Origin of the sequence: Janibacter sp. RAF52 (assembly GCF_052114035.1) — a bacterium.
Taxonomy (GTDB): Bacteria; Actinomycetota; Actinomycetes; order Actinomycetales; family Dermatophilaceae; genus Janibacter; species Janibacter hoylei.
Genome location: NZ_JBFRDY010000001.1, coordinates 151,930 through 171,966, shown reverse-complemented (window position 1 = coordinate 171,966; position 20,037 = coordinate 151,930). Strand labels below are relative to the sequence as shown.

The window sequence follows — 20,037 nt, the reverse complement described above, 5'->3', positions numbered from 1 at the left end:
GGCCAGTTGCCCCACATCTCGTTGAGGTCGTGGCGCATCCGCCGGCCGAAGGAGACCTGGCTGCGCCATGGGGCCTCGTGGGTCTCGAGCACCGCGGTCAGTCCTGGCTCGCCGGGGTCGGCTGCTCGTACTGGGCACGGGTGCCGTGGCCCCGGAAGCCAAGGCGCTCGTAGAGCGACCGGGCGGGGTTGTCGCAGCCCACGGCCAGCCAGACCTCGTCGGCGCCGGCCCGCTGGAGGGCCGTCAGAGAGCGGGCGACGAGATGGGCACCGAGCCGGTGGCCGCGCCACTCGGGGACGACCCCGACCTCCTCGATCCAGCCGTCCGAGAGGGTGACGAAGCCGGCGACGTGGCCGCGGCGGTCCATGGCGACCCGGGAGTCCTCCGGCTGGAAGCCGCGCTGCTCGCGCAGCCACCGGCCCCAGGCCCGGGAGCTGCCGGCGCTGTAGCCGGGCTGGTCGCCGAAGGAGGCCGCGTAGGCGTGGCGGAAGGCCTCGGAGGTGTCGTCGGTGAAGGGCAGGGTGACGATGTCCTCGGGCCGGCGGACGAAGGGGATCGAGCGCAGGCTGTGCCGCATGATCGACTCGGCGAAACCGCGGTGCAGGCCGAGCTCGGCGAAGAGGGTCTCCGCCTCGGGGCTCACCGAGTCCAGGACGAAGCGCACCGGGCCCACAGAGTGGCCGATGACCCACTCGGCGATCTCCTGCCCGATCCCCTGCCCCATGGCGGCGGGGTCGATGAGGCCGGTCGCCGTCCGAGCGCCGTCGGCACTGATGCCGATGGCGGCCGCCGCGACGATGTCACCGAGCTCGTCCCGCCCGCAGATCGACTGCTCGGTCAGGTAGCCGTCGCGCAGGTGCTGCGGGTCGGCGAGGTCGGGCAGCCCGCCGTCGCGCTCGAGGCAGGCCGTCCCGAGGCGCACGAGCGAGGCGATGTCGTCCGCGGTCGTGGGCGACCACTCCAGCACGCCCACGGATCAGCCGCCGCGGGCCGCGCGCAGGGCGGTGCGCACCAGGGGCCACTGGAGCGGCAGCCGGGCCAGCGTCCCGGCGAAGAACCCGACCGCCTGCGGCGTGCCCTTGCGCCGCGCCCGACGGCCGTGGTCGACGCTCATCTGGACGTTGGCCGGCAGCACCCCGATCAGGAGCGCTGCGCTGGCCCAGCCGGCGGCCGGGCGGGTCGCCGGTACCAGCAACCCTGCACCGCAGGCGATCTCGGCAACACCTGAGGCGAGGACGAGCTCTCTGGCGCGCCCGCGCAGTGGTGCGGGGATGATCGGCTCGTAGACCTCGGGACGCGCGATGTGAAGCACTCCCGCGCCGACGAGGAGGGCGGCCAGGCCGGTCGTGGGCAGGTCGGGTCGGGTCATCGGTTTCCTCCTAGAAGATCTGTCGCAGGTTGGCCCGCGACAGGTCCAGCAGCTCGTCGCCGCGGCCGGACATCACGGTGCGCAGGGCGTAGAGGGTGAATCCCTTGACCTGCTCGGCGGAGATCGCCGGCGGGATCGTCAGCTCCTGCCGCTCGGTGACGACGTCGACGAGCGCCGGTCCGTCGTGGGCGAAGGCCTCGCGCAGGCTGGTCTCGAGGTCGGCGGCCTCGGTGACGCGCCAGCCCTTGATCCCGCAGGCCTGTGCCACCTGGGAGAAGTCGGGGTTGTGCAGGTCGGTGCCGAAGTCGGGTAGTCCGGCGGCCTTCATCTCGAGCTCGACGAAGTTGAGCGAGGAGTTGTTGAGCACGACGATCTTGATCGGCAGGTCGTGCTGACGCACCGTGAGCAGCTCCCCCATGAGCATCGCCAGACCGCCGTCACCGCTCAGCGTGACGACCTGACGCTCGGGCTGCGCGAGCTGCGCGCCGATGGCCTGCGGCACGGCATTGGCCATCGACCCGTGGATGAAGGAGCCGATGAGCCGGCGGTCACCGCGGCACTCGAGGTAGCGCGCGGCGTACACGACCGGCGAGCCGACGTCGGGGATGAAGACGGCGTCGTCGGCCGCGATCTCGTCGACCAGTCGGGCGAGGTACTGGGGGTGGATCGCCTGGTGCTTGCGGCCCCCCAGCAGCCCCTTCTTCGGTGGCTCGGCGAGTTCGTCGAGCTTGTCGCGGGTCTTGCGGTAGTGCTTGACCGAGTCCTCGAGGTGGGTGCGGTTGCGCGCGCGCTGCAGGAGCGGGAGCAGTGCCCGGATCGTGTCGCCGACGTCGCCGACGAGCCCGAGGTCGAGCGGCACCCGCCGCCCAAGGTGCTCGCCCCTCGTGTCGACCTGGATGAAGCGCGCACCCTCCGGGTAGAACTGCCGGTAGGGGAAGTCGGTGCCGAGCATGAGCACGGTCTCGGCCTCCTCCATCGCCCGGTAGCCGGAGGCGAAACCGAGCAGGCCGGTCAGGCCGACGTCGAAGGGGTTGTCTCCCTCGATGTCCTGCTTGGAGCGAAGGGTGTGCACCACCGGTGCCGCGAGCAGGTCCGCGAGGGCGAGGACGTCGTCCTTCGCTCCGGCTGCCCCGGCCCCGACGAGCAGGGTGGTGCGCTTCGACGCGCCGAGCAGCTGCGCGGCCCGCTCGAGCTGGTCTGCGGCGGGGACGATCCGAGCGCGGGCCCGCTCGACGACGGTCACCCGGTCGTCGGCGGCCTCGGTCTGGGCGACGTCACCGGGGACGACGAGCACGGCGACCCCGCGCTCCTGGATCGCCGCGCGCATGGCGGTCTCGAGCATCCGTGGCATCTGCGAGGCGTCGGTGACCATCTCGGCCCAGACGCTGCACTCGCGGAAGAGCTCCTGCGGGTGGGTCTCCTGGAAGTAGCCGCTGCCGATCTCGGAGCTCGGGATCTGGGCGGCGATGGCCAGCACCGGCACCCGGCTGCGCTGTGCGTCGAAGAGCCCGTTGATCAGGTGGAGGTTGCCCGGGCCGCAGCTGCCGAGGACGACGGCCAGGTCGCCGGTGAGCTCGGCATCGGCCGCAGCGGCGAAGGCGGCGGACTCCTCATGGCGCACCAGACGCCAGGCGATCGAGCCGTCACGACGCATCGCCTCGGTGAAGCCGTTGAGCGAGTCACCCGGCACGCCGTAGGCGCGGGTCACCCCGTTGGCCCTGAGGGTGGCGATGACGTTGTCGGCGATGGTACTCATGCGCAGCTCCTTGTTCGGGAACAGTCGGTAATGCCCACGCTAGTGCCCGGTGGCAGAGTAGGGCGCATCGTCCCCGATCGAAGGGAGCGCACCGATGCGCGCCGTGTACGCCGAGAGCATCAACAGCAAGGACCCGCTCTCCGGGCTCGTCGTCGGCGAGCGACCCGAGCCACAGGCGCCGGAGGGGTGGGCGCGGGTCACCGTCAAGGCCGCGGCGCTCAACCACCACGACGTGTGGTCGCTGCGTGGTCAGGGTCTCAAGGCGGAGGCCCTGCCGATGATCCTCGGCTGCGACGCCGCCGGCGTCGACGAGGAGGGCAACGAGGTCGTCGTCCACGCGGTCATCTCGGACCCTGGCTTCACCGGCACCGACGAGACGACCGACCCGCGTCGCTCGCTGCTGTCCGAGCGCTATCAGGGGACCTTCGCCGACACCGTGGTCGTGCCGCGGCGCAACCTCGTGCCCAAGCCGGAGGGCCTGAGCATGGTCGAGGCCGCCTGCCTGCCGACGGCGTGGCTCACCGCCTACCGGATGCTCTTCGTCCGCGGGGCGATGCGCCCCGGAGAGAGCGTGCTCGTCCAGGGCGTCGGTGGTGGCGTCTCGACGGCGCTCGTCGCGCTGGCCCGGGCCGCCGGCCTGCGGGTCTACGCGACCTCCCGCAGCGAGGCCAAGCGAGCCCGGGCCCTGGAGATCGGGGCGCACGAGGTCTTCGACTCCGGCGAGCGACTGCCGGTCAAGGTCGACGCGGTCATGGAGACGGTCGGTCGTGCGACCTGGCAGCACTCGATCCGCTCCCTTCGCCCCGGCGGTCGGATCGTCATCGCCGGCACGACGAGCGGGCCGCAGGTCGACGACGCGATGCTCACGCACATCTTCTTCCTCCAGCTGGGCGTCATCGGCTCGACGATGGGCACGCGCGACGAGCTCGACGCCCTCGTCCAGATGCTGCACGCCACGGGCACCCGGCCCCTCGTCCATGCCCAGCTGCCGCTCGAGCAGGCCCGTGACGGGTTCGCGCAGATGATCGAGGGCGACCAGATCGGCAAGATCGTCTTCACCCTCTGACGCCGGCCCGCACGGCTACCCTCGCCGCATGCGCGCTCCCTCCCGTACCACCGTCGTTGCCGCCACCCTCGCCGGCCTCCTGGGGTGGGCGCGGGGTGGCTCGGCGCGGCGCGCCCCTGGCAGGACGAGCTGATGGTCACCGAGGCGGGCGACGGCAGCGGCACCGTGCAGCTCATCGCCACCGAAGCCCACGACGAGGTTCCCGGGGGGCTCCAGCAGTGGTGGACCGACGGTCGCTCGACCCTCCTGTTGGCGCCCACGGACAGCGGCTTCGCCCTGCTGCCGCAGCGAGAGGTACCCGGAGGTCGGTGGGAGGCATACGTCGACACCACGAGCAGGGTCCGCCCCGTCGATCTCGCGGCCCTGCCGGGCAGCGAAGACGGCCCGTGGGTGGCCTTGGGGGCCTCGTCGGCCCACACGGTTGACCACACGCTGCGGTCGTGGTCCGGCGACTGGGCGGGCCAGTCCGACCCCGACGCTGCGCTGCCCGCGCCGACGGCGTCGAAGGTGCCGGCAGCTCCCGACCCGATGATCTCTGGAGAGACCGCACTCCACTCCTTCGTCGCGGTGGCGACCATCGACAGCCACGATCTGGGGGTGACCGCCTGGCACCAGGAGTCGACGTCGGGGGTGAAGAACACCACACGCGGGCTCGCCGTGAGCCCGGACGCGAGCGCCTGCCGCTGGGGGGACGAACTCGAGGCGCCGGGCATCCCGGTCGACCTCGCCTCGACGGGGACCGGCTTCGTCCTCGTCGTCGACGGGATGGACGGCGTGCGGGTCCTCTTCGCCGACGACGCAGGACTCGACTGGCAGGAGGTCGGCAAGGCCCCTGAGGGGATGCATCTCGCGCGGGCAGTCGACACCCCCGAGGGCGCCCTCCTGCTGTGGCGCACCGACGGTGACGACGGACCCGATGAGCTGAGCATCCAGCGGGTCTCGACCGACGGGACGGTCGAGGACGAGGTCGAGGCACTGCCGCTGCCGGTGGACATCTACGGCATCACCAGCGCGGCCCGCGTGGACGACCGGTGGGTCGTCGGCGCGGGCGCCTCCGACGGCCATGCGTGGGCGAACCCCGGGTACTCCCCGGGCCGGGCCCGTCTGCTCCGCGCGGGCGACGAGGTGTGGGAGGACGTCACCCCCGAGGCGATGCGTCACCGGCTGGACGAGACCGTCGTGGCCATGGCCACCACCGTCGCGGGCAAGACGACCTTCACCCTGGCATCGCCCGTGCAACGGACCGCGTCACGCTGGCGCTGGGAGCCGACCGACCCGTCGTGAGGGCCTAGAGCAGGATCGTCGCGAAGGTGCCGACCCGCTCCATCCCGATGCGGCGGTAGGTCGCGAGGGCGGGCGCGTTGTAGTCGTTGACGTAGAGCGTCGCGAGCGGCGCGTGGTCGAGCATCGACTGCTCGAGCGCTGCCGCCATCATCGGCGCGGCCAGACCCTGACCGCGCAGCTCGGGCGTGAGCCAGACCCCCTGGATCTGGCAGGCCCCGAGACCGACGGAGCCGACGTCGGCCTTGAAGAGGACCCGTCCGCCCTCGACGACCACGTAGGTGCGTCCGGCGTGGATCAGCCGCCAGATCGAGTCGCGGTAGAAGGCAGGGCTGCCGGTGTAGGGCCGGTAGCCGATCTCCTGGGTGAACATGTGCTCGGCGGCGGGAAGCACGAGGTCGACCTCGTGCTCCTGCGCGGGCCGGACCCGGGGGTCGAGCGGGATCCCCAGCCGAGACGGGGGTGTCGCCGTCGCGAGCAGCGGCTGCTCGCCGCGCACTGCGCGGGGGGGCGGGAAGTCGTGGCCGACGGCGTCCCACAGGCCGCGCACCTCGTCGCGGGGGCCGAGGAAGGAGGCCGACCGGCGACGGACCTTGCGCACCTGCGCGGCGAGCGGCCCCCAGCTGGCCGGGGTCGTCCCGACGGGCACGACATTGGCGACCGTCCACACCAGAGAGGCCAGTTGTCCGTCCTCGAACCACCCGAAGGCGCCGGCCGCTCCGGACCCCAGCCCACCGTCGAGGATCCGGCTCGCGACGAAGACGTGGGCGGCTGGGTCGCGCGCGCACAGGTCCAAGGCGGCATCGACGTCGTCGGGGCCCAGGAGCCGGGTGGGTTGGCGGGTGCGCAGCACCCCGCCAGCGTAGACGCCGAGCACCCTCCCCGGTCCTTCAGGAGGCCGCCCACCGTGACGAGAGCCCGGTCCCTGAGGAGGCCGCCCGCGGTGACGAGAGCCCGGTCCCTGAGGAGGCCGCCCGCGGTGACGAGAGCCCGGTCCCTGAGGAGGCCGCCCGCGGTGACGAGAGCCCGGTCCCTGAGGAGGCCACCCGCGGTGACGAGAGCCCGGTCCCTGAGGAGGCCGCCCGCGGCCGTCTCGAAGGGTCAGCCCACCGTGACCGTCGCGCCGGACTCCTCGCCGTCGATCTGCTCGCCCATCTCCTCGGCGATGCGCAGGGCCTCCTCGATGAGGGTCTCGACGATCTTGCTCTCGGGGACGGTCTTGATGACCTCACCCTTGACGAAGATCTGGCCCTTGCCGTTGCCCGAGGCGACGCCGAGGTCGGCTTCACGGGCCTCACCGGGGCCGTTGACGACGCAGCCCATGACGGCGACGCGAAGGGGGACGGTCATGCCCTCGAGCCCGGCCGTCACCTCGTCGGCGAGCTTGTAGACGTCGACCTGCGCGCGCCCGCAGCTCGGGCAGGAGACGATCTCGAGCTTGCGCGGGCGCAGTCCGAGCGACTGGAGGATCTGCTGGCCGACCTTGATCTCCTCGACCGGAGGAGCCGAGAGGGAGACGCGGATGGTGTCACCGATCCCCTTCGACAGCAGCGCGCCGAAGGCGGTGGCCGACTTGATCGTGCCCTGGAAGGCGGGACCGGCCTCTGTGACGCCGAGGTGCAGCGGCCAGTCACCGGCCTCGGCGAGCAGCTCGTAGGCCCGGACCATGGTCACCGGGTCGTTGTGCTTGACCGAGATCTTGAAGTCGTGGAAGTCGTGCTCCTCGAAGAGGCCGGCCTCCCAGACGGCGGACTCGACGAGGGCCTCGGGCGTCGCCTTGCCGTACTTCTCGAGCAGGCGCTTGTCGAGGCTGCCGGCGTTGACGCCGATGCGGATCGAGGTGCCGTGGTCCTTGGCGGCATTGGCGATCTCCTTGACCTGGTCGTCGAACTTGCGGATGTTGCCCGGGTTGACGCGCACGGCGGCGCAGCCGGCCTCGATCGCCTGGAAGACGTACTTGGGCTGGAAGTGGATGTCGGCGATGACCGGGATCTGGCTGTGCTGGGCGATCTCGGCGAGCGCGTCGGCGTCGTCCTGGCTCGGGCAGGCCACGCGCACGATGTCGCAGCCGGCGGCGGTGAGCTCGGCGATCTGCTGCAGCGTGGTGTTGACATCGGAGGTCAGCGTCGTCGTCATCGACTGCACCGAGATCGGCGACTCGCTGCCGACACCGACCGATCCCACCTTGATCTGCCGGGTCTGGCGACGGGGCGCGAGCACGGGGGCCGGGGCCTTGGGCATACCGAGGGAGACGCTCATGCCTCCATTATGCGACCTGCAGGCTGGACGTCCCCTGCGCCCCGCGCGTGAAGGTGCGAAGGCCGTCCACGGCTGTTCCTCGACACCACGCACGTCGGACGACTCGGACGGTGCGCGCATCGCTCGGCAGCGTGGTCGTCACCTGTCGGCGTTGCCGCCACCCGGTTGACCGGAGAAGGGGGACCAGGTGACATCAGCGCCGACAGGCTGACCGGGGACCCCTCGGGGTCTCGCCGCGGGCGCGTCAGGTCAGCTTCACCGGCTTGACGATGTCGGCGTAGACGAGCAGCAGGGTCATGCCGATGAAGGCCAGGGCGACGACATAGGCCAGCGGCAGGGCCTTGGCGACGTCGACGGGGCCGGGGTCGGGCAGGCCGCGCAGCTTGGCCCAGCCCTTCTTGACCGCCTCCCACAGCGCGCCCGCGACGTGGCCGCCGTCGAGCGGCAGGAGCGGGATCGTGTTGAAGGCGAAGAGGACGAGGTTGAGCGAGCCCATGAGGGTCAGCAGGAGGATCGCCTTGTCCGAGGTGTCGCCGAAGTCGTCGGAGCTGGCCACCTCCCCCGCGATCCTGCCCACGCCGACGACCGACATCGGGCCGTCCGGGTCGCGCTCCTGGCTGCCGAAGGCCGCCTCGGCGACGCCGACGAGCTTTTGCGGGATGCGCACGAGCAGCCCGTAGGTCTGCCCGAGCTGCTCACCGAAGAGGCCGGGCACCGCGGTGATCGGCTGCTTCTGCATCTCCCGGGTCCCGGTCGCGCCCAGGAAGCCGGCCCGCTCGGTGACGGGCGCTCCCGTCGCGTCCGTCTCGATCCGCCCCTGGTCGTCCTGGACCGGCAGGTCGAGCACGATCGGCTCGGCACGCAGCGTCTTGGTCGTGCCGGCCCGGTCGACCTGCATCGTCAGCGGCTCGTCGAGGTTGCTACGGATCGCGGCACGCACATCGGCCCACGTCGAGACAGGGGTGCCGTTGATCGAGGTGATGGTGTCACCGGGCTTGAGCCCGGCAGCATTGGCCGGGGCGATCGGCATGTCGTCGGTGCACTCGGTCGCGGCCTGCTGGCCCTGCTGCTGGATGTCGACGCACTCGTTGACAGCGGAGATCGTCGGGGTGGCGACGGCGATGCCGTTGAGGGTGAAGATGCCGGTGAAGAGGACGAGCGCGATGAGCAGGTTCATCACCGGGCCGCCCATCATGATGACGATCCGCTTCCAGATCGGCAGCTGGTAGAACATCCGCCCGTCGTCGCCGGGACGGATCTCCTCGAGGCTCTGCTGACGCGCCTCGTCGACGAGCTGGCTCATCCGGCCGGTGCTCGACGCGCGCACGGTGCCGTCCGCGGCGGGCGGAAACATCCCGATCATCCGGATGTAGCCACCGAGCGGGATCGCCTTGACCCCGTACTCGGTCTCACCGCGGCGTCGCGACCAGATCGTCGGCCCGAAGCCGACCATGTACTGGGGCACCCGCAGCCCGAACTTCTTCGCCGGGACCAGGTGGCCGATCTCGTGCAGGGCGATCGACAGACCGATGCCGAGCACGGCGAGCAGGACCCCCAGGACGTAGAGCATGTCCCGATCGTCTCACGCTGACGCTCCCCCGCTCCCTGCGTGGGTGGCCCCGCGACCGTCTCTGCCGCTCCCTGAGTGGGTCCCACGCTCCGCGTGGGCGGTCGCCCCGCGACCGTCTCTGCCGCTCCCTGAGGAGGTCGCCCCGCGACCGTCTCGAAGGGAGGCGCCCCGACCCTTCGAGACGTCGGCCGCAGGCGGCCTCCTCCTCAGGGACCGGTGCTGCTCCCGCTGAGCAGCCCCGCGGCCTCGTCGCGCGCCCAAGCATCCGCAGCGAGCACGCCCTCGACCGTGTGCGCGTCGAAGCGCGCGTCGTCGTGCCGCTGCAGGACCTCGGCGATCGTGTCGACGATGTCGGTGAAGCGCGCGGCCCCGTCGTGGAAGGCGTCGACCCCGACCTCGTTGGCCGCGTTGTACACCGCCGGGTGCGTCCCACCCGCGGCACCGACCTGCTGGGCGAGGCGGACCGCCGGGAAGGCCCCGTCGTCGAGCGGCTCGAAGCGCCAGTCCTGCGCCCGCGTCCAGTCGACGGGAGTCTCGATGTCGGTGAGCCGCTCCGGCCACGACAGCCCGAGCGCGATCGGCGCGAGCATCGTCGGCAGCCCGAGCTGGGCGATGACGGCGCCGTCGTGGAACTCGACCATCGAGTGGATGATCTGCTGCGGGTGGACGACGGCCTCGATCCGCTCCATCGGCACGTCGAAGAGCAGGTGCGCCTCGATGAGCTCCAGCCCCTTGTTGACGAGGGTGGCGCTGTTGGTCGTGATGACCCGCCCCATGGCGAAGTTGGGGTGCTTGAGCGCCTGTGCCGGCGTCACCTCGCGCAGGGCGGCCCGGTCCATCCCGCGGAAGGGCCCGCCGCTCGCGGTGACGACGAGCTTGCGCACCTCGTCGGCCCGGCCGGAGCGCAGGGCCTGGGCGATCGCGGAGTGCTCGGAGTCGACGGGCACGATCTGGTCGGGCGCGGCCGTGTCCTTGACGATCGGGCCGCCGATGATCAGCGACTCCTTGTTGGCCAGCGCGAGGCGTGCGCCGGAGCGCAGCGCGGCGAGCGTCGGTCGCAGGCCGATGGCCCCGGTGATCCCGTTGAGCACGACGTCGGTGGGCGCACCGGCGGCGATCGTCGCGGCCTCCTCCCCCACGACGACCTCGGGCGCGTAGCCCGGGTCACCGGCCGCGGTGGCGATGGCTGCGGTCAGGTCCTCGCGGGTGCCGGCCGCGGCCGCGACGAGCGAAGGGCGGTGACGTGCCGCCTGCTCGGCGAGCAGCTGGGTGTTGGCACCGCCGGCGAGCACCTCGACGGCGAAGCGCTCGGGGTGGGCCTCGATGACCTGCAGTCCCTGGGTGCCGATCGACCCGGTCGACCCGAGCAGGGTGACGCGCGTGCTCACGCCCCGCCCTCACGGCGGCTGGAGTCGATGGCCTCGCGGCGGGCGAGCCGGTGGGCCCGGCGGATCTCGGCCTCGCGGTGGCGGCGCTGCTCCTCTGGGGTCTCGATCGCCAGCTCGGGGACCCGGCGGGTGCTCCCTTCGGCATCGACGGCGACGAAGACGAGGTAGGCGCTCGCGACGTGGACGCGGTCGGTGACGGCGTCCCAGCGATCGACCTCGGCCCGCACGCCGACCTCCATCGACGACGACCCGGCCCAGTTGACCTGGGCGCTCACGTGGAGGACATCACCGACCCGGACGGGGTTGAGGAAGGCCATCTCGTCCATCGCCGCGGTCACGGCCGGCCCCTGGGCGAAGCGGTTGGCCGAGACGCCGGCGGTGTCGTCGACCATCTTCATGATGTTGCCGCCGTGGACATTGCCCAGGAGGTTGGCCTCGGCCTGGGACATGACGCGGGAGAGGGTGATGCGGGTGTCGGTGGGTGTCGTCACCGCGTCATCATCTCAGCGATCGGCCACGACGATGCTCAGGTCCGGGTACTCCTCGTCGAGGTCGGCGAGGACGTGCAGGACGCCGGCGTCGGGTGCGCCCGGTCGCCACACGAGGGTCCACGGCGCCTCGTGCCGGTCGGCGACGTCGCGCAGGCAGTCCATGAGCGCGTCGAGGTTGCGCCCGAAGTGCTCCGGCAGGAGCAGGGCCTCGACGAAGCGGTCGTAGGTCTCGTCGCGGTCGGCTCCCCCGTCGACGAGGTGGACGTGGTCGGTGCCGGCGACGGCCCGCGCGAGCAGCCCGTCGACCCCGGCGGCCTCCATGTGGATCACTGCCCCTCCTCGATCTGGGCGAAGCTCGCGTAGTGGTCGTCCGTGTAGTACCGGTCACCGTCCTGCCCACCGACGATCCGTCGTGCGCCACGGTCACTCTCGCCGGGCGTCGGGACCGTGTACTCGCGGTAGTAGCCGCGGGACCGGTCCGGCAGGATCCCCTCCCTGTTGCCGAAGGTGATGCCGTCGCGGTCGTACGGGAAGGGCCCGCCGACGCGGACCAGCTCGAGCGTCTCGCGGCCCTCCTGCGGCAGCTGCGACTCGGCGATCGTGCCCAGCCCAGAGTCCGGGGTGGAGCCGGGCCCCGGTGTGCCCGAAGGGGGTCCCCCCGCCTCGGTCTGCGAGGTCGCCGACGACGCGGCCGAGGTGGTCGACCCGCTCGGCGAGGAGTCGCCGCCACCACCGGTGATGACGATCCAGGCAGCGAGCAGGATCAGCAGGACGCCCCCGGCGAGCTGGAGCCGGGTGCGCCAGGTCTTCGACACGGTCAGAGCGCCAGGCCGACGTACTTGGTCTCGAGGTACTCCTCGATGCCCTCGAATCCCCCTTCGCGGCCGAAGCCGGAGTGCTTGACCCCGCCGAAGGGGGCCGAGGGGTTGGAGACGATGCCCTGGTTGATGCCGACCATGCCGAACTCGAGCGCCTCGGCGACCCGGATGGTCCGGGAGGTGTCCTGGGTGAAGACGTAGGCGACGAGGCCGTACTCGGTGGAGTTGGCCAGGCGCACGGCTTCCTCCTCGGTGCTGAAGGTCGTGATCGGGGCGACCGGACCGAAGACCTCCTCGGTGAGCACGCGCGCGCTCGCCGGGACGTCGGTGAGCACGGTCGGCGGGTAGAACCAGCCCTTGCCAGCGGGCACCTCGCCACCGACGAGGGCGCGGGCGCCCTGCGAGAGCGCGTCGTCGACGAGCTCGGCGACGCCGGCGCGCGCCTTCTCGGTGATGAGCGGGCCGACGTCGACCCCCTTCGTCGTGCCCTTGCCCATGGTGAGGGCGCCCATGCGGTCGGCGAGGGCCGCGGCGAAGTCGTCGGCGACCGACTCGTGGACGATGAAACGGTTGGCGGCGGTGCAGGCCTCGCCGATGTTGCGCATCTTGGCGAGCATCGCGCCCTCGACGGCGCGCTCGAGGTCGGCGTCCTCGAAGACGACGAAGGGGGCATTGCCCCCGAGCTCCATCGAGGTGCGCAGCAGCTGCTCGGAGGACTGCTCGACGAGCTTCTTGCCGACGGGCGTGGAGCCGGTGAAGGTCAGCTTGCGCAGTCGCGGGTCGCGGATGATCGGCTCGCTCATCTCGCCGGAGGAGCTCGTCGGCACGACGTTGAGCACACCGGCGGGCAGGCCGACCTCCTCGAGCAGGCGGGCCAGGGCGAGCATCGTCAGCGGCGTCTCGTGCGCGGGCTTGACGACGGTCGTGCAGCCGGCGGCGATCGCGGGACCGATCTTGCGGGTGCCCATGGCGAGCGGGAAATTCCACGGGGTGACGGCGAAGACCGGCCCGACGGGCTGCTTCATCGTCATCAGGCGGGTGCCGCCGCTCGGGGCGACGGCGTAGCGTCCGTGGATGCGCACGGCCTCCTCGGCGAACCAGCGGAAGAACTCCCCGCCGTAGGTCACCTCGCCGCGGGACTCGGCCAGGGGCTTGCCCATCTCGAGGGTCATGAGCATGGCGAAGGTGTCGGCCCGCTCGGTGATGAGCTCGAAGGCCGAGCGCAGGATCTCCGAGCGCACCCGCGGGTCGGTCGCGGCCCACTCGGCCTGCGCGGCCACGGCGGCGTCGAGCGCCGCCTTGCCGTCGGCGACGGTCGCATCGGCGACCTCGACGAGCGTCTTGCCGGTCGCCGGGTCGGTCACGGCGAAGGTGGCACCGTCACCGGCGTCGTGCCACTTCCCTCCGATGTAGAGCTGGGTGGGTGCGTACTCGAGGGCTGACTTCTGCGTCACGGCTGCCATGGGGGCTACGTTACGACCAACAGCCGCGTACGGCGACTGGCGTAAATCCTTCGGCTTTGTCACGCTATGGGCGTTGAACTTCCAGATCTCGCCGCGGGAGGCCGCAATGACTGTCACGACCCCCTTCGCCCGGGTGCTCCTCGACCAGGCGCACAGCAGCGCGTGGTCCATCGACCCCGAGCTCGCCGAGCGGATGAACCCCGCCAACCCCGGCGACGCGAGCCTCGCCCGGGCCGCCGCGGTCCTGGGCGAGCGCGGCACCGAGGTCCTGGCCCACACCGACGGTGAGCTGACGCCTGCGGCCCTGGCCGGCGCCGACGTCCTCGTCATCGCCCACCCCGCGGCCGCCTCCAGCGAGCGCGTCGCCGGCGACCTGCCGCCGGTCCTCTCCCCCGCCGAGATCACGGCCGTCACCGATCACGTGGCACAGGGGGGCGGTCTCGTCGTCCTCGGCGAGTGCGACCACGACGCCCACGGCAACAACCTCAACGACCTGCTGGCTCCCTTCGGCCTGGCGATCGCCTCCACGCTCGTCCACGAGCGCGCCGACGGCGGACGCCGACACCAGGGCAATGCGACCTGGGTCCTCGGCGAGACGAGCACCGGCCCCGGGCAGGGCGTCATGGCCGGCATCGACGAGCTGTGCTTCTACCGTGCCGGGACCATCGACGTCTCCGGCGCTCCGGGTGCGCGCGTCCTCGCCCGCACCTCCGCCACCGCCCACCCCGCCGCCCAGCCGCTGGCCGTCGCCGTGCAGCACGGCGCCGGGCGCGTCGTCGTCCTCGCCGACTCCGACCTCGTCGGCGACGACTCGATCGCGGAGCTCGACCACGAGGAGTTCTGGGTCAACCTCGTGACGTGGGCGGGGATCGGTGGCGCGGCTCTTCGAGGCACGCCCACGCGGAACGTGGCACCCAGCCCGCAGAGCGGGCTCGCTCCTCAGGGACCGGGGGTGGGCGCGAGCGAGGCGTGGGTCGCGCTCAAGGCGGCGGTCGAGGAGCTGCGGCTCATGCAGACCAAGGACGGTTCGCTCGCCGACGACGCCGACCGCGAGCGCGCGACGGCCCTCGTCGCCGTCATGGCCGAGCGGATCACCGAGCTCGCGCCGCGCTTCCCGCACGACGCCGACTACCTGGCCGCGCTGCCGGTCGACCTCCAGCGGTGGGTCGACGGCGGCTTCGGGGTGCCCGACTTCCTCGAGTCGCTCATGGCCTTCCGCCCCGACCAGCACCGCGTCGACGGCACGCAGCACCTCGCCGTCTTCCCGATGTACACGCAGAACGGCAGCCTCGACCGGGTCTTCGAGGCCGTGCTCTTCGACGTCATGTGGCCGCAGTGGCTCGCCGACGTCGAGGCGACCTACGACAACCCGATGTTCCTGCCGGTCCGCTTCATCGACTTCACCCCCGGCTATGACACCAACTCGGCCGTCCTCTTCCCCGAGACCGTCGCCGTGCGCGAGGTGCCGAAGTTCAGCTGGGGCGCGATCTTCTGCGACCGCGAGGCCGCGCGCTTCCGTCGCGTGACCTCCGCCTCCGCGGAGGTGCTCGGCCTCGACCTGCCGCCCGAGGGCGAGCGGCTCGTCGCCTCGCAGGAGGTCGCCCAGGCGACCTTCGCGATGTGGGACCTCATCCACGACCGCACGCACAGCCACGGAGACCTCCCCTTCGACCCCTTCATGATCAAGCAGCGCATGCCCTTCTGGATGTACGCCCTCGAGGAGCTGCGCTGCGACCTCAACACCTTCCGGCAGAGCGTGACGCTGGCTGAGCAGGGTCACCCCTACGCCCGCGCCGTGCAGCTGGCCATCCTCTTCGACCGGCTCTTCCGCTTCCCCGTCACCGGCGACCGGGTGCGCAACTACGACGGCCTCGGTGGGCAGCTGCTCTTCGCGTGGCTGCACAAGCGCGGGGCGATGCGCTGGACCGACAACACGCTGACCTTCGACTGGGCGCAGGTCCCGGCCGCAGTCGTCGCCCTGTCCGACGAGGTCGAGACCCTCTACCGCGAGGGCATCGACCGCTCGCGCGTCGGTCACTGGATGGCCGCGCACCAGTTCATCGCCGGCTACGTCGCGCCGCACCCGGCCTCGGCGTGGGCGAAGGGGGCCGAGCACCTGCCCCTCGACGGCCCGCCCAAGGGGCTGACCGATCTCGTCCAGCCCGACGAGTTCCCGCTCAACGTCTTCTACGAGGCGCTGCGCAAGAAGCTCGCGCCGGTCATCGAGGCCACCCGCGGCATCACCGGCACCCTCGACCCCCGCGCGGCGGAGGCCGCCGCGGCTGAGAGGATCCCCGCGTGACCGACACGACCACGCAGGCCGCCCCCTTCGCCCCGATCCACGACCCGTCCGTCCGCGGCTTCGCCAGCGACAACTACGCCGGCATCCACCCGGAGGTGCTCGCTGCGCTCGTCGCGGCCAACGGCGGCCACCAGGTGGCCTACGGCGAGGACGTCTACACGGCGCGTCTGACCGACGTGCTCGCCGAGGTCTTCGGCACGGCGGCGCAGGTCTACCCGGTCTTCAACGGCACGGGGGCCAATGTCCTTGCGCTGCAGGCCTGCACGCCGCGCTGGGGGTCAGTCCTCACGACGACCAGCGCGCACATCCACGTCGACGAGGCCGCGGCGCCCGAGCGGGTCGGCGGGCTCAAGGTCAACGTCGTCGACACCCCCGACGGCAAGCTGACCCCGGAGCTCATCCGCGCCTACCCCGCGCGGGTCGGCGACGAGCACTTCGCCCAGGTCGGCGTCGTCTCGATCACCAACTCGACCGAGGTCGGCACCGTCTACACGCCGGCCGAGATCCGCGCCATCGCCGACGTCGTCCACGACATGGGGTGGGTGCTGCACCTCGACGGCTCCCGCCTGTCCAATGCCGCAGCCGCCCTCGGCGTCGAGCTGCGCGAGCTCACGACCGACGCCGGCGTCGACATCCTCTCCCTCGGCGGGACCAAGATCGGCGCGATGCTCGCCGAGGCGGTCGTCGTCCTCTCCCCCGACCGGGTGACGGGAGCGACCTTCCTGCGGAAGCAGTCGATGCAGCTGGCGAGCAAGATGCGCTTCGTCTCGGCGCAGCTGCTCGCACTCTTCGAGGGCGACCTGTGGCGGCGCAATGCGGAGCACGCCAATGCGATGGCGCGGCGTCTGGCGGAGGGGGTCGCCGAGGTCGAGGGGCTCACCCTGCCCCACGAGGTCGAGGCCAATGCGGTCTTCCCGATCCTCGCGCGCGAGTCGAGCGAGCGCCTCATGGAGTCCTTCCGCTTCTACTTCTGGGACGAGAGGACGGGGCAGGTCCGTTGGATGTGCTCCTGGGACACCACCGAGGGCGATGTCGACGCCTTCGTCGAGGCGGTGCGGGCCGAGCTGAGCCGGTGAGGTTGCTCACAGACCGGGGTTTCTTCAGGTCCTGCTCAGATTCATCTACTACACCTGAAGGGTGGCCCGCCTCCCTCGACTGACCAGCGCACCGGTACTCGCCGGTGCGCTCGTCGTCTTCACCCTCCTGGCGGCCGGGCCGCTCCAGCCGTACGACGAGCGCTTCCAGGGCTACTGGGCCAAGCGGTACACCCCCAACTGGTGGCAGTTCCTCGACCAGGTGCCCAATGCCGTCGCCGGTCAGGCGGTCTGCCTGCCCGTGCTGCTCCTCGTCGCCGTCACGCTCGCCTGGCGGCACCGCACCTGGCACCCGCTCGCGATCGTCGCCGCCGCCGAGATCGGCTTCTACGCCGGCATCGGCGGGTTGAAGGTCCTCCTCGGTCGCTCGGCCCCCATCCACGGCAATGGTGGCGGCTTCTGGGACGGTGGTCCCATCGCCCACGGCTGGTACGGCATCGCCTACCCCTCCGGGCACGCGGCCGAGGCGGTGCTCATCTACGGCGCCGCCGCCTACCTGATCCTCGCCTACGCGGGGCCGGACAACCGTCTGCGGCGGCGACTGACGTGGCTCGTCGGGCTCATCGCCGCCAATGCGATCGTCGTCGCCTTCTACCTCGGCTTCCACTGGCCCACCGACCTCGTCGCGGGGCTGCTCGCCGGCGGTCTCGTGCTGCGCCTCATCGTCAACGGAGACCGGGCGCTGCAGCGACGGGGCCTCCCCTTCGGCTGGAGCTACGACCTGCCGGGCCGCCAGAGCGAGCCCGAGGCCGCCCCGGCGCCGAGCCCGCGGCCCCAGCCGGTGCCCGTGCCGGCGGCGGTCTGGCTGCGCACCTCCCCCTTCGACCTGCCCCGGCCGTCGGTGCAGCACCTGCGTCCCCTGACGGCCCAGTGGTCGGTGCGCACGCCGGGCACGCCCACCCACCGACGCCCCGAGCGCGAGCTACAGCTTCACTGATCCTGCGCCGCGACCCAGATGGTTGTGTGTTGAACCGGTAGGCCTGGAAGCCGGCAGGCGTTGGTGGGGGCTGCCGGCTCCCCCGGCTACCACTTCAGGACACAACCATCGACGAGATCAGCCGGGGGACCGGTTGGGGGCAGCCGGGTCCCGCTCCTCGAGCCCCCAGGGCGAGCCGTACCCCTGCGGGGCGGGCGCGGCGAGCAGGTCGAGGAAGGGTCGGGCGTCGAAGGCCTCCGGCCCCTTGGTCCCCGTGCCCGACCACACGCCCGTCGCGAGCAGCTCGAGCGCGACGACGGGGTTGATGGCGGTCTGCCACACCACCGCCTGGGCGTCGTAGTCGCGCATCGTCACCTCGTTGTCCGCCACGTGGTGGAGGTACACGGCCCGGGGCGCGCCGTCTTTCGTGCCCGTGACGAGGACGCCCGCGCACGTCTTGCCGGTCATCCGCGGACCGATCGTCGCCGGGTCGGGCAGCACGGCCGCGACGACATCACGCGGGCTGACCCGCATGCCCTTGACGTCCACCGGCTCGGTCGAGTCGAGGCCGAGCTCGTGGAGCACCTTGAGCATCGAGATCATCTGCTCACCGAGGCCGTACTTGAAGGTCACCCGCCCGGCATCGAGCCAGCGCGGCATGAGCAGGACCTCCTCGTGCTCGACGTGGACGCACTCGACCGGCCCGATCCCCTCGGGGAAGTCGAAGACCTCCGGCTCGGCGAAGGGAGGCAGGGTCACGAATCCCGCCTCGACGTCACCACCGGCCCGCTCGCCCTCCCACACCACCGGTGGGTTGAGGCACTCCTCGATGATCGTCCACATCGAGAAGCCGGGGGCGAAGACCTCGTTGCCCTCGTCGTCGTGGACGACGAGGTTGGCGCCGTCACGGGTGCCGAGCTCGTCGATCTCGTCGAAGAGCTCGTCGGCCGCGTAGCGGGCGAAGACGTCGGACAGTCCCGGCTCGACCCCGATGCCGAGCAGCGCGAGCCGCCCCGCGGCCTCCCACTCCCTCGCGCGCGCCAGCTGCTGGTCACCGAGCTTGACCCCCGGCAGCTCGTACGGCCGCTGCGGGTGCGGGCTCGACAGCGACATCGCCATGTCGAGGTAGTCGGCACCCGCTGCGAGCGCCCCCTCGAAGATCGGCATGACGAACCGGGGGTCGACGGCGTTGAAGACGTGCGTCGCCCCGTGCTCCCGGGCCAGCGCCGTCACGGCCGCCGAGTCGGAGGCGTCGACCTGCGCCGCGACAAATGCTCCGCCACTCCCCCTTCGTGCCGTCGCCGCGGCGACCGTCGCCTCGGCTCGCTCCAGGGAGTAGTCGGCGACCACCCACCGCTCGAAGAAGTCGCGCTCGGCGGCGATCTTGGCCGCCGCGTCACCAACCCCGCCGGCACCGATCATGAGCACGCGCATGAGAGCCTCCCGACTCACTTCGAGGTCCGGCTGCTCGCCACCCGCTGGCCCACCACGACGAGGAGGACCGCGATGACGAAGAGCGAGAAGCCGATGACATTGGCCTGGGCGGGGATGCCGCGCAGGTAGCTGACGTAGACGAACTTCGGGAAGGTGCTCGTGTCACCCGAGACGAAGTTGGTGATGATGAAGTCGTCGAAGCTCAGGCTGAAGGCGAGCATCGCGGCGCCGACGATGCCCGGCAGCACGAGCGGCAGCGTCACCCGCCAGAAGGTCTCGCCCGGCCCGGCGTAGAGGTCCTGGGCGGCCTCCTCCATCCGCGGGTCGAGGCTCTGCAGCCGCGCCCGGACGGTGACGACGACGAAGCTCAGGCAGAACATGATGTGCGCGATGACGATCGTCCAGAAGCCCAGCCGCAGCCCCACCTGGGAGAAGCCCTGCACGAAGATCGTCAGCAGGCTCGCGCCGAGGACGATCTCGGGCGTGGCCATCGGCACGAAGACGAGGACATTGCTCGCGGACTTGCCGCGGAAGCGGTGCCGCACCATGGCGAAGGCGATCATCGTGCCGAGCACGGTCGCGACGAAGGTCGCGAGCAGCCCCACCTGCAACGACGTGGCGAGCGACTCGCAGATGCCGGGGGCGCCGCACGGGTTCTGCCAGTGCTTGAGCGTCGGGCCGGCGTTGGAGTTCCACGTGATGTTGGACTTGCGGTAGTCGTTGAAGCTGAAGACGAAGGTGTAGAGGACCGGCAGGAAGAGGTAGAAGAGCACGAGGAGTGCGGCGATCATCGCGAAGCGGTCACCGAGCCAGCGGGTCACGGTGCGCAT

Annotated in this window: 18 protein-coding genes; 5 read left to right on the top strand and 13 right to left on the bottom strand. The window is 71.6% G+C overall.

Annotated features, from left to right (window positions below):
• Window positions 1-97: 97 nt before the first annotated feature.
• Genes AB4Y78_RS00820 through poxB form a run of 3 tightly spaced genes read right to left on the bottom strand, consistent with a single transcriptional unit; the run spans window position 98 to window position 3,125 of the window.
• Complete coding sequence (locus AB4Y78_RS00820) at window positions 98-973, bottom strand: GNAT family N-acetyltransferase (RefSeq protein WP_441715722.1); 876 nt, start codon at window positions 971-973, stop codon at window positions 98-100.
• Between the two features lie 3 nt (window positions 974-976).
• Window positions 977-1,369: a DoxX family protein gene (locus AB4Y78_RS00815; RefSeq protein ID WP_007928489.1), complete on the bottom strand. Its 393-nt coding sequence runs from the start codon at window positions 1,367-1,369 to the stop codon at window positions 977-979.
• Between the two features lie 10 nt (window positions 1,370-1,379).
• A complete protein-coding gene (poxB, locus tag AB4Y78_RS00810; RefSeq protein WP_306511862.1) occupies window positions 1,380-3,125 on the bottom strand; it encodes a ubiquinone-dependent pyruvate dehydrogenase in 1,746 nt (581 codons plus the stop codon).
• 94 nt (window positions 3,126-3,219) lie between these two features.
• On the opposite strand from poxB, the gene AB4Y78_RS00805 reads away from it, so the two are divergent.
• Both AB4Y78_RS00805 and AB4Y78_RS00800 read left to right on the top strand, forming a co-directional pair.
• Complete coding sequence (locus AB4Y78_RS00805) at window positions 3,220-4,191, top strand: zinc-binding dehydrogenase (RefSeq protein ID WP_387355387.1); 972 nt, start codon at window positions 3,220-3,222, stop codon at window positions 4,189-4,191.
• A gap of 132 nt (window positions 4,192-4,323) precedes the next feature.
• A complete protein-coding gene (locus AB4Y78_RS00800; RefSeq protein WP_128276818.1) occupies window positions 4,324-5,475 on the top strand; it encodes a hypothetical protein in 1,152 nt (383 codons plus the stop codon).
• A 4-nt stretch (window positions 5,476-5,479) separates the two neighbouring features.
• Here AB4Y78_RS00800 and AB4Y78_RS00795 read toward each other — a convergent pair whose 3' ends face one another.
• The 8 genes from AB4Y78_RS00795 to AB4Y78_RS00760 all read right to left on the bottom strand — a co-directional run bounded on the left by AB4Y78_RS00795 (window position 5,480) and on the right by AB4Y78_RS00760 (window position 13,461).
• Entirely contained in the window at window positions 5,480-6,349 is an 870-nt protein-coding gene (locus AB4Y78_RS00795; RefSeq protein WP_441736813.1) for a GNAT family N-acetyltransferase, read from the bottom strand.
• A 224-nt stretch (window positions 6,350-6,573) separates the two neighbouring features.
• A complete protein-coding gene (gene ispG / locus AB4Y78_RS00790) occupies window positions 6,574-7,731 on the bottom strand; it encodes a flavodoxin-dependent (E)-4-hydroxy-3-methylbut-2-enyl-diphosphate synthase (protein WP_007928949.1) in 1,158 nt (385 codons plus the stop codon).
• 244 nt (window positions 7,732-7,975) lie between these two features.
• On the bottom strand, window positions 7,976-9,301 hold the full coding sequence (locus tag AB4Y78_RS00785) for a M50 family metallopeptidase (RefSeq protein ID WP_007928948.1): 1,326 nt from the start codon (window positions 9,299-9,301) through the stop codon (window positions 7,976-7,978).
• Window positions 9,302-9,507: 206 nt separating this feature from the next.
• Window positions 9,508-10,689 carry a 1-deoxy-D-xylulose-5-phosphate reductoisomerase gene (dxr, locus tag AB4Y78_RS00780; protein WP_441713857.1) on the bottom strand — a complete coding sequence of 394 codons (1,182 nt, stop codon included), beginning with the start codon at window positions 10,687-10,689 and terminating at the stop codon, window positions 9,508-9,510.
• A complete protein-coding gene (locus AB4Y78_RS00775; protein ID WP_282069833.1) occupies window positions 10,686-11,180 on the bottom strand; it encodes an acyl-CoA thioesterase in 495 nt (164 codons plus the stop codon). Before AB4Y78_RS00775 ends, dxr begins: the two co-directional genes overlap by 4 nt.
• A gap of 12 nt (window positions 11,181-11,192) precedes the next feature.
• Window positions 11,193-11,501, bottom strand: a complete 309-nt coding sequence (locus AB4Y78_RS00770) for a barstar family protein (protein ID WP_259909101.1) — start codon at window positions 11,499-11,501, stop codon at window positions 11,193-11,195.
• Window positions 11,502-11,506: 5 nt separating this feature from the next.
• A complete protein-coding gene (locus AB4Y78_RS00765) occupies window positions 11,507-11,995 on the bottom strand; it encodes a ribonuclease domain-containing protein (RefSeq protein ID WP_259909065.1) in 489 nt (162 codons plus the stop codon).
• A 2-nt stretch (window positions 11,996-11,997) separates the two neighbouring features.
• Complete coding sequence (locus AB4Y78_RS00760) at window positions 11,998-13,461, bottom strand: NAD-dependent succinate-semialdehyde dehydrogenase (protein WP_387355391.1); 1,464 nt, start codon at window positions 13,459-13,461, stop codon at window positions 11,998-12,000.
• 106 nt (window positions 13,462-13,567) lie between these two features.
• Here AB4Y78_RS00760 and AB4Y78_RS00755 point away from each other — a divergent pair, with 106 nt between their 5' ends.
• The 3 genes from AB4Y78_RS00755 to AB4Y78_RS00745 all read left to right on the top strand — a co-directional run bounded on the left by AB4Y78_RS00755 (window position 13,568) and on the right by AB4Y78_RS00745 (window position 17,794).
• Window positions 13,568-15,763: a DUF6421 family protein gene (locus AB4Y78_RS00755; RefSeq protein WP_387355392.1), complete on the top strand. Its 2,196-nt coding sequence runs from the start codon at window positions 13,568-13,570 to the stop codon at window positions 15,761-15,763.
• On the top strand, window positions 15,760-16,839 hold the full coding sequence (locus AB4Y78_RS00750) for a threonine aldolase family protein (protein ID WP_259909068.1): 1,080 nt from the start codon (window positions 15,760-15,762) through the stop codon (window positions 16,837-16,839). Before AB4Y78_RS00755 ends, AB4Y78_RS00750 begins: the two co-directional genes overlap by 4 nt.
• A 61-nt stretch (window positions 16,840-16,900) precedes the next feature.
• Window positions 16,901-17,794 (top strand): phosphatase PAP2 family protein, encoded by an 894-nt coding sequence (locus AB4Y78_RS00745; protein ID WP_259909069.1) that lies wholly within the window; start codon window positions 16,901-16,903, stop codon window positions 17,792-17,794.
• Between the two features lie 117 nt (window positions 17,795-17,911).
• Here the strand turns inward: AB4Y78_RS00745 and AB4Y78_RS00740 are convergent, their stop codons facing one another.
• Both AB4Y78_RS00740 and AB4Y78_RS00735 read right to left on the bottom strand, forming a co-directional pair.
• Complete coding sequence (locus tag AB4Y78_RS00740; protein ID WP_387355394.1) at window positions 17,912-19,207, bottom strand: saccharopine dehydrogenase family protein; 1,296 nt, start codon at window positions 19,205-19,207, stop codon at window positions 17,912-17,914.
• A gap of 14 nt (window positions 19,208-19,221) precedes the next feature.
• Window positions 19,222-20,037, bottom strand: a complete 816-nt coding sequence (locus AB4Y78_RS00735; protein WP_007928931.1) for an ABC transporter permease — start codon at window positions 20,035-20,037, stop codon at window positions 19,222-19,224.

Bases quoted from the DNA above. Each gene is read 5' to 3' on its own strand.
- poxB (WP_306511862.1), bottom strand. From the start codon at position 3,125: ATGAGTACCATCGCCGACAACGTCATCGCCACCCTCAGGGCCAACGGG.
- AB4Y78_RS00735 (WP_007928931.1), bottom strand. From the start codon at position 20,037: ATGCGCACCGTGACCCGCTGGCTCGGTGACCGCTTCGCGATGATCGCC.
- AB4Y78_RS00770 (WP_259909101.1), bottom strand. From the start codon at position 11,501: ATGGAGGCCGCCGGGGTCGACGGGCTGCTCGCGCGGGCCGTCGCCGGC.
- AB4Y78_RS00755 (WP_387355392.1), top strand. From the start codon at position 13,568: ATGACTGTCACGACCCCCTTCGCCCGGGTGCTCCTCGACCAGGCGCAC.
- AB4Y78_RS00815 (WP_007928489.1), bottom strand. From the start codon at position 1,369: ATGACCCGACCCGACCTGCCCACGACCGGCCTGGCCGCCCTCCTCGTC.
- ispG (WP_007928949.1), bottom strand. From the start codon at position 7,731: ATGAGCGTCTCCCTCGGTATGCCCAAGGCCCCGGCCCCCGTGCTCGCG.
- AB4Y78_RS00760 (WP_387355391.1), bottom strand. From the start codon at position 13,461: ATGGCAGCCGTGACGCAGAAGTCAGCCCTCGAGTACGCACCCACCCAG.
- AB4Y78_RS00740 (WP_387355394.1), bottom strand. From the start codon at position 19,207: ATGCGCGTGCTCATGATCGGTGCCGGCGGGGTTGGTGACGCGGCGGCC.
- AB4Y78_RS00805 (WP_387355387.1), top strand. From the start codon at position 3,220: ATGCGCGCCGTGTACGCCGAGAGCATCAACAGCAAGGACCCGCTCTCC.
- AB4Y78_RS00785 (WP_007928948.1), bottom strand. From the start codon at position 9,301: ATGCTCTACGTCCTGGGGGTCCTGCTCGCCGTGCTCGGCATCGGTCTG.
- AB4Y78_RS00800 (WP_128276818.1), top strand. From the start codon at position 4,324: ATGGTCACCGAGGCGGGCGACGGCAGCGGCACCGTGCAGCTCATCGCC.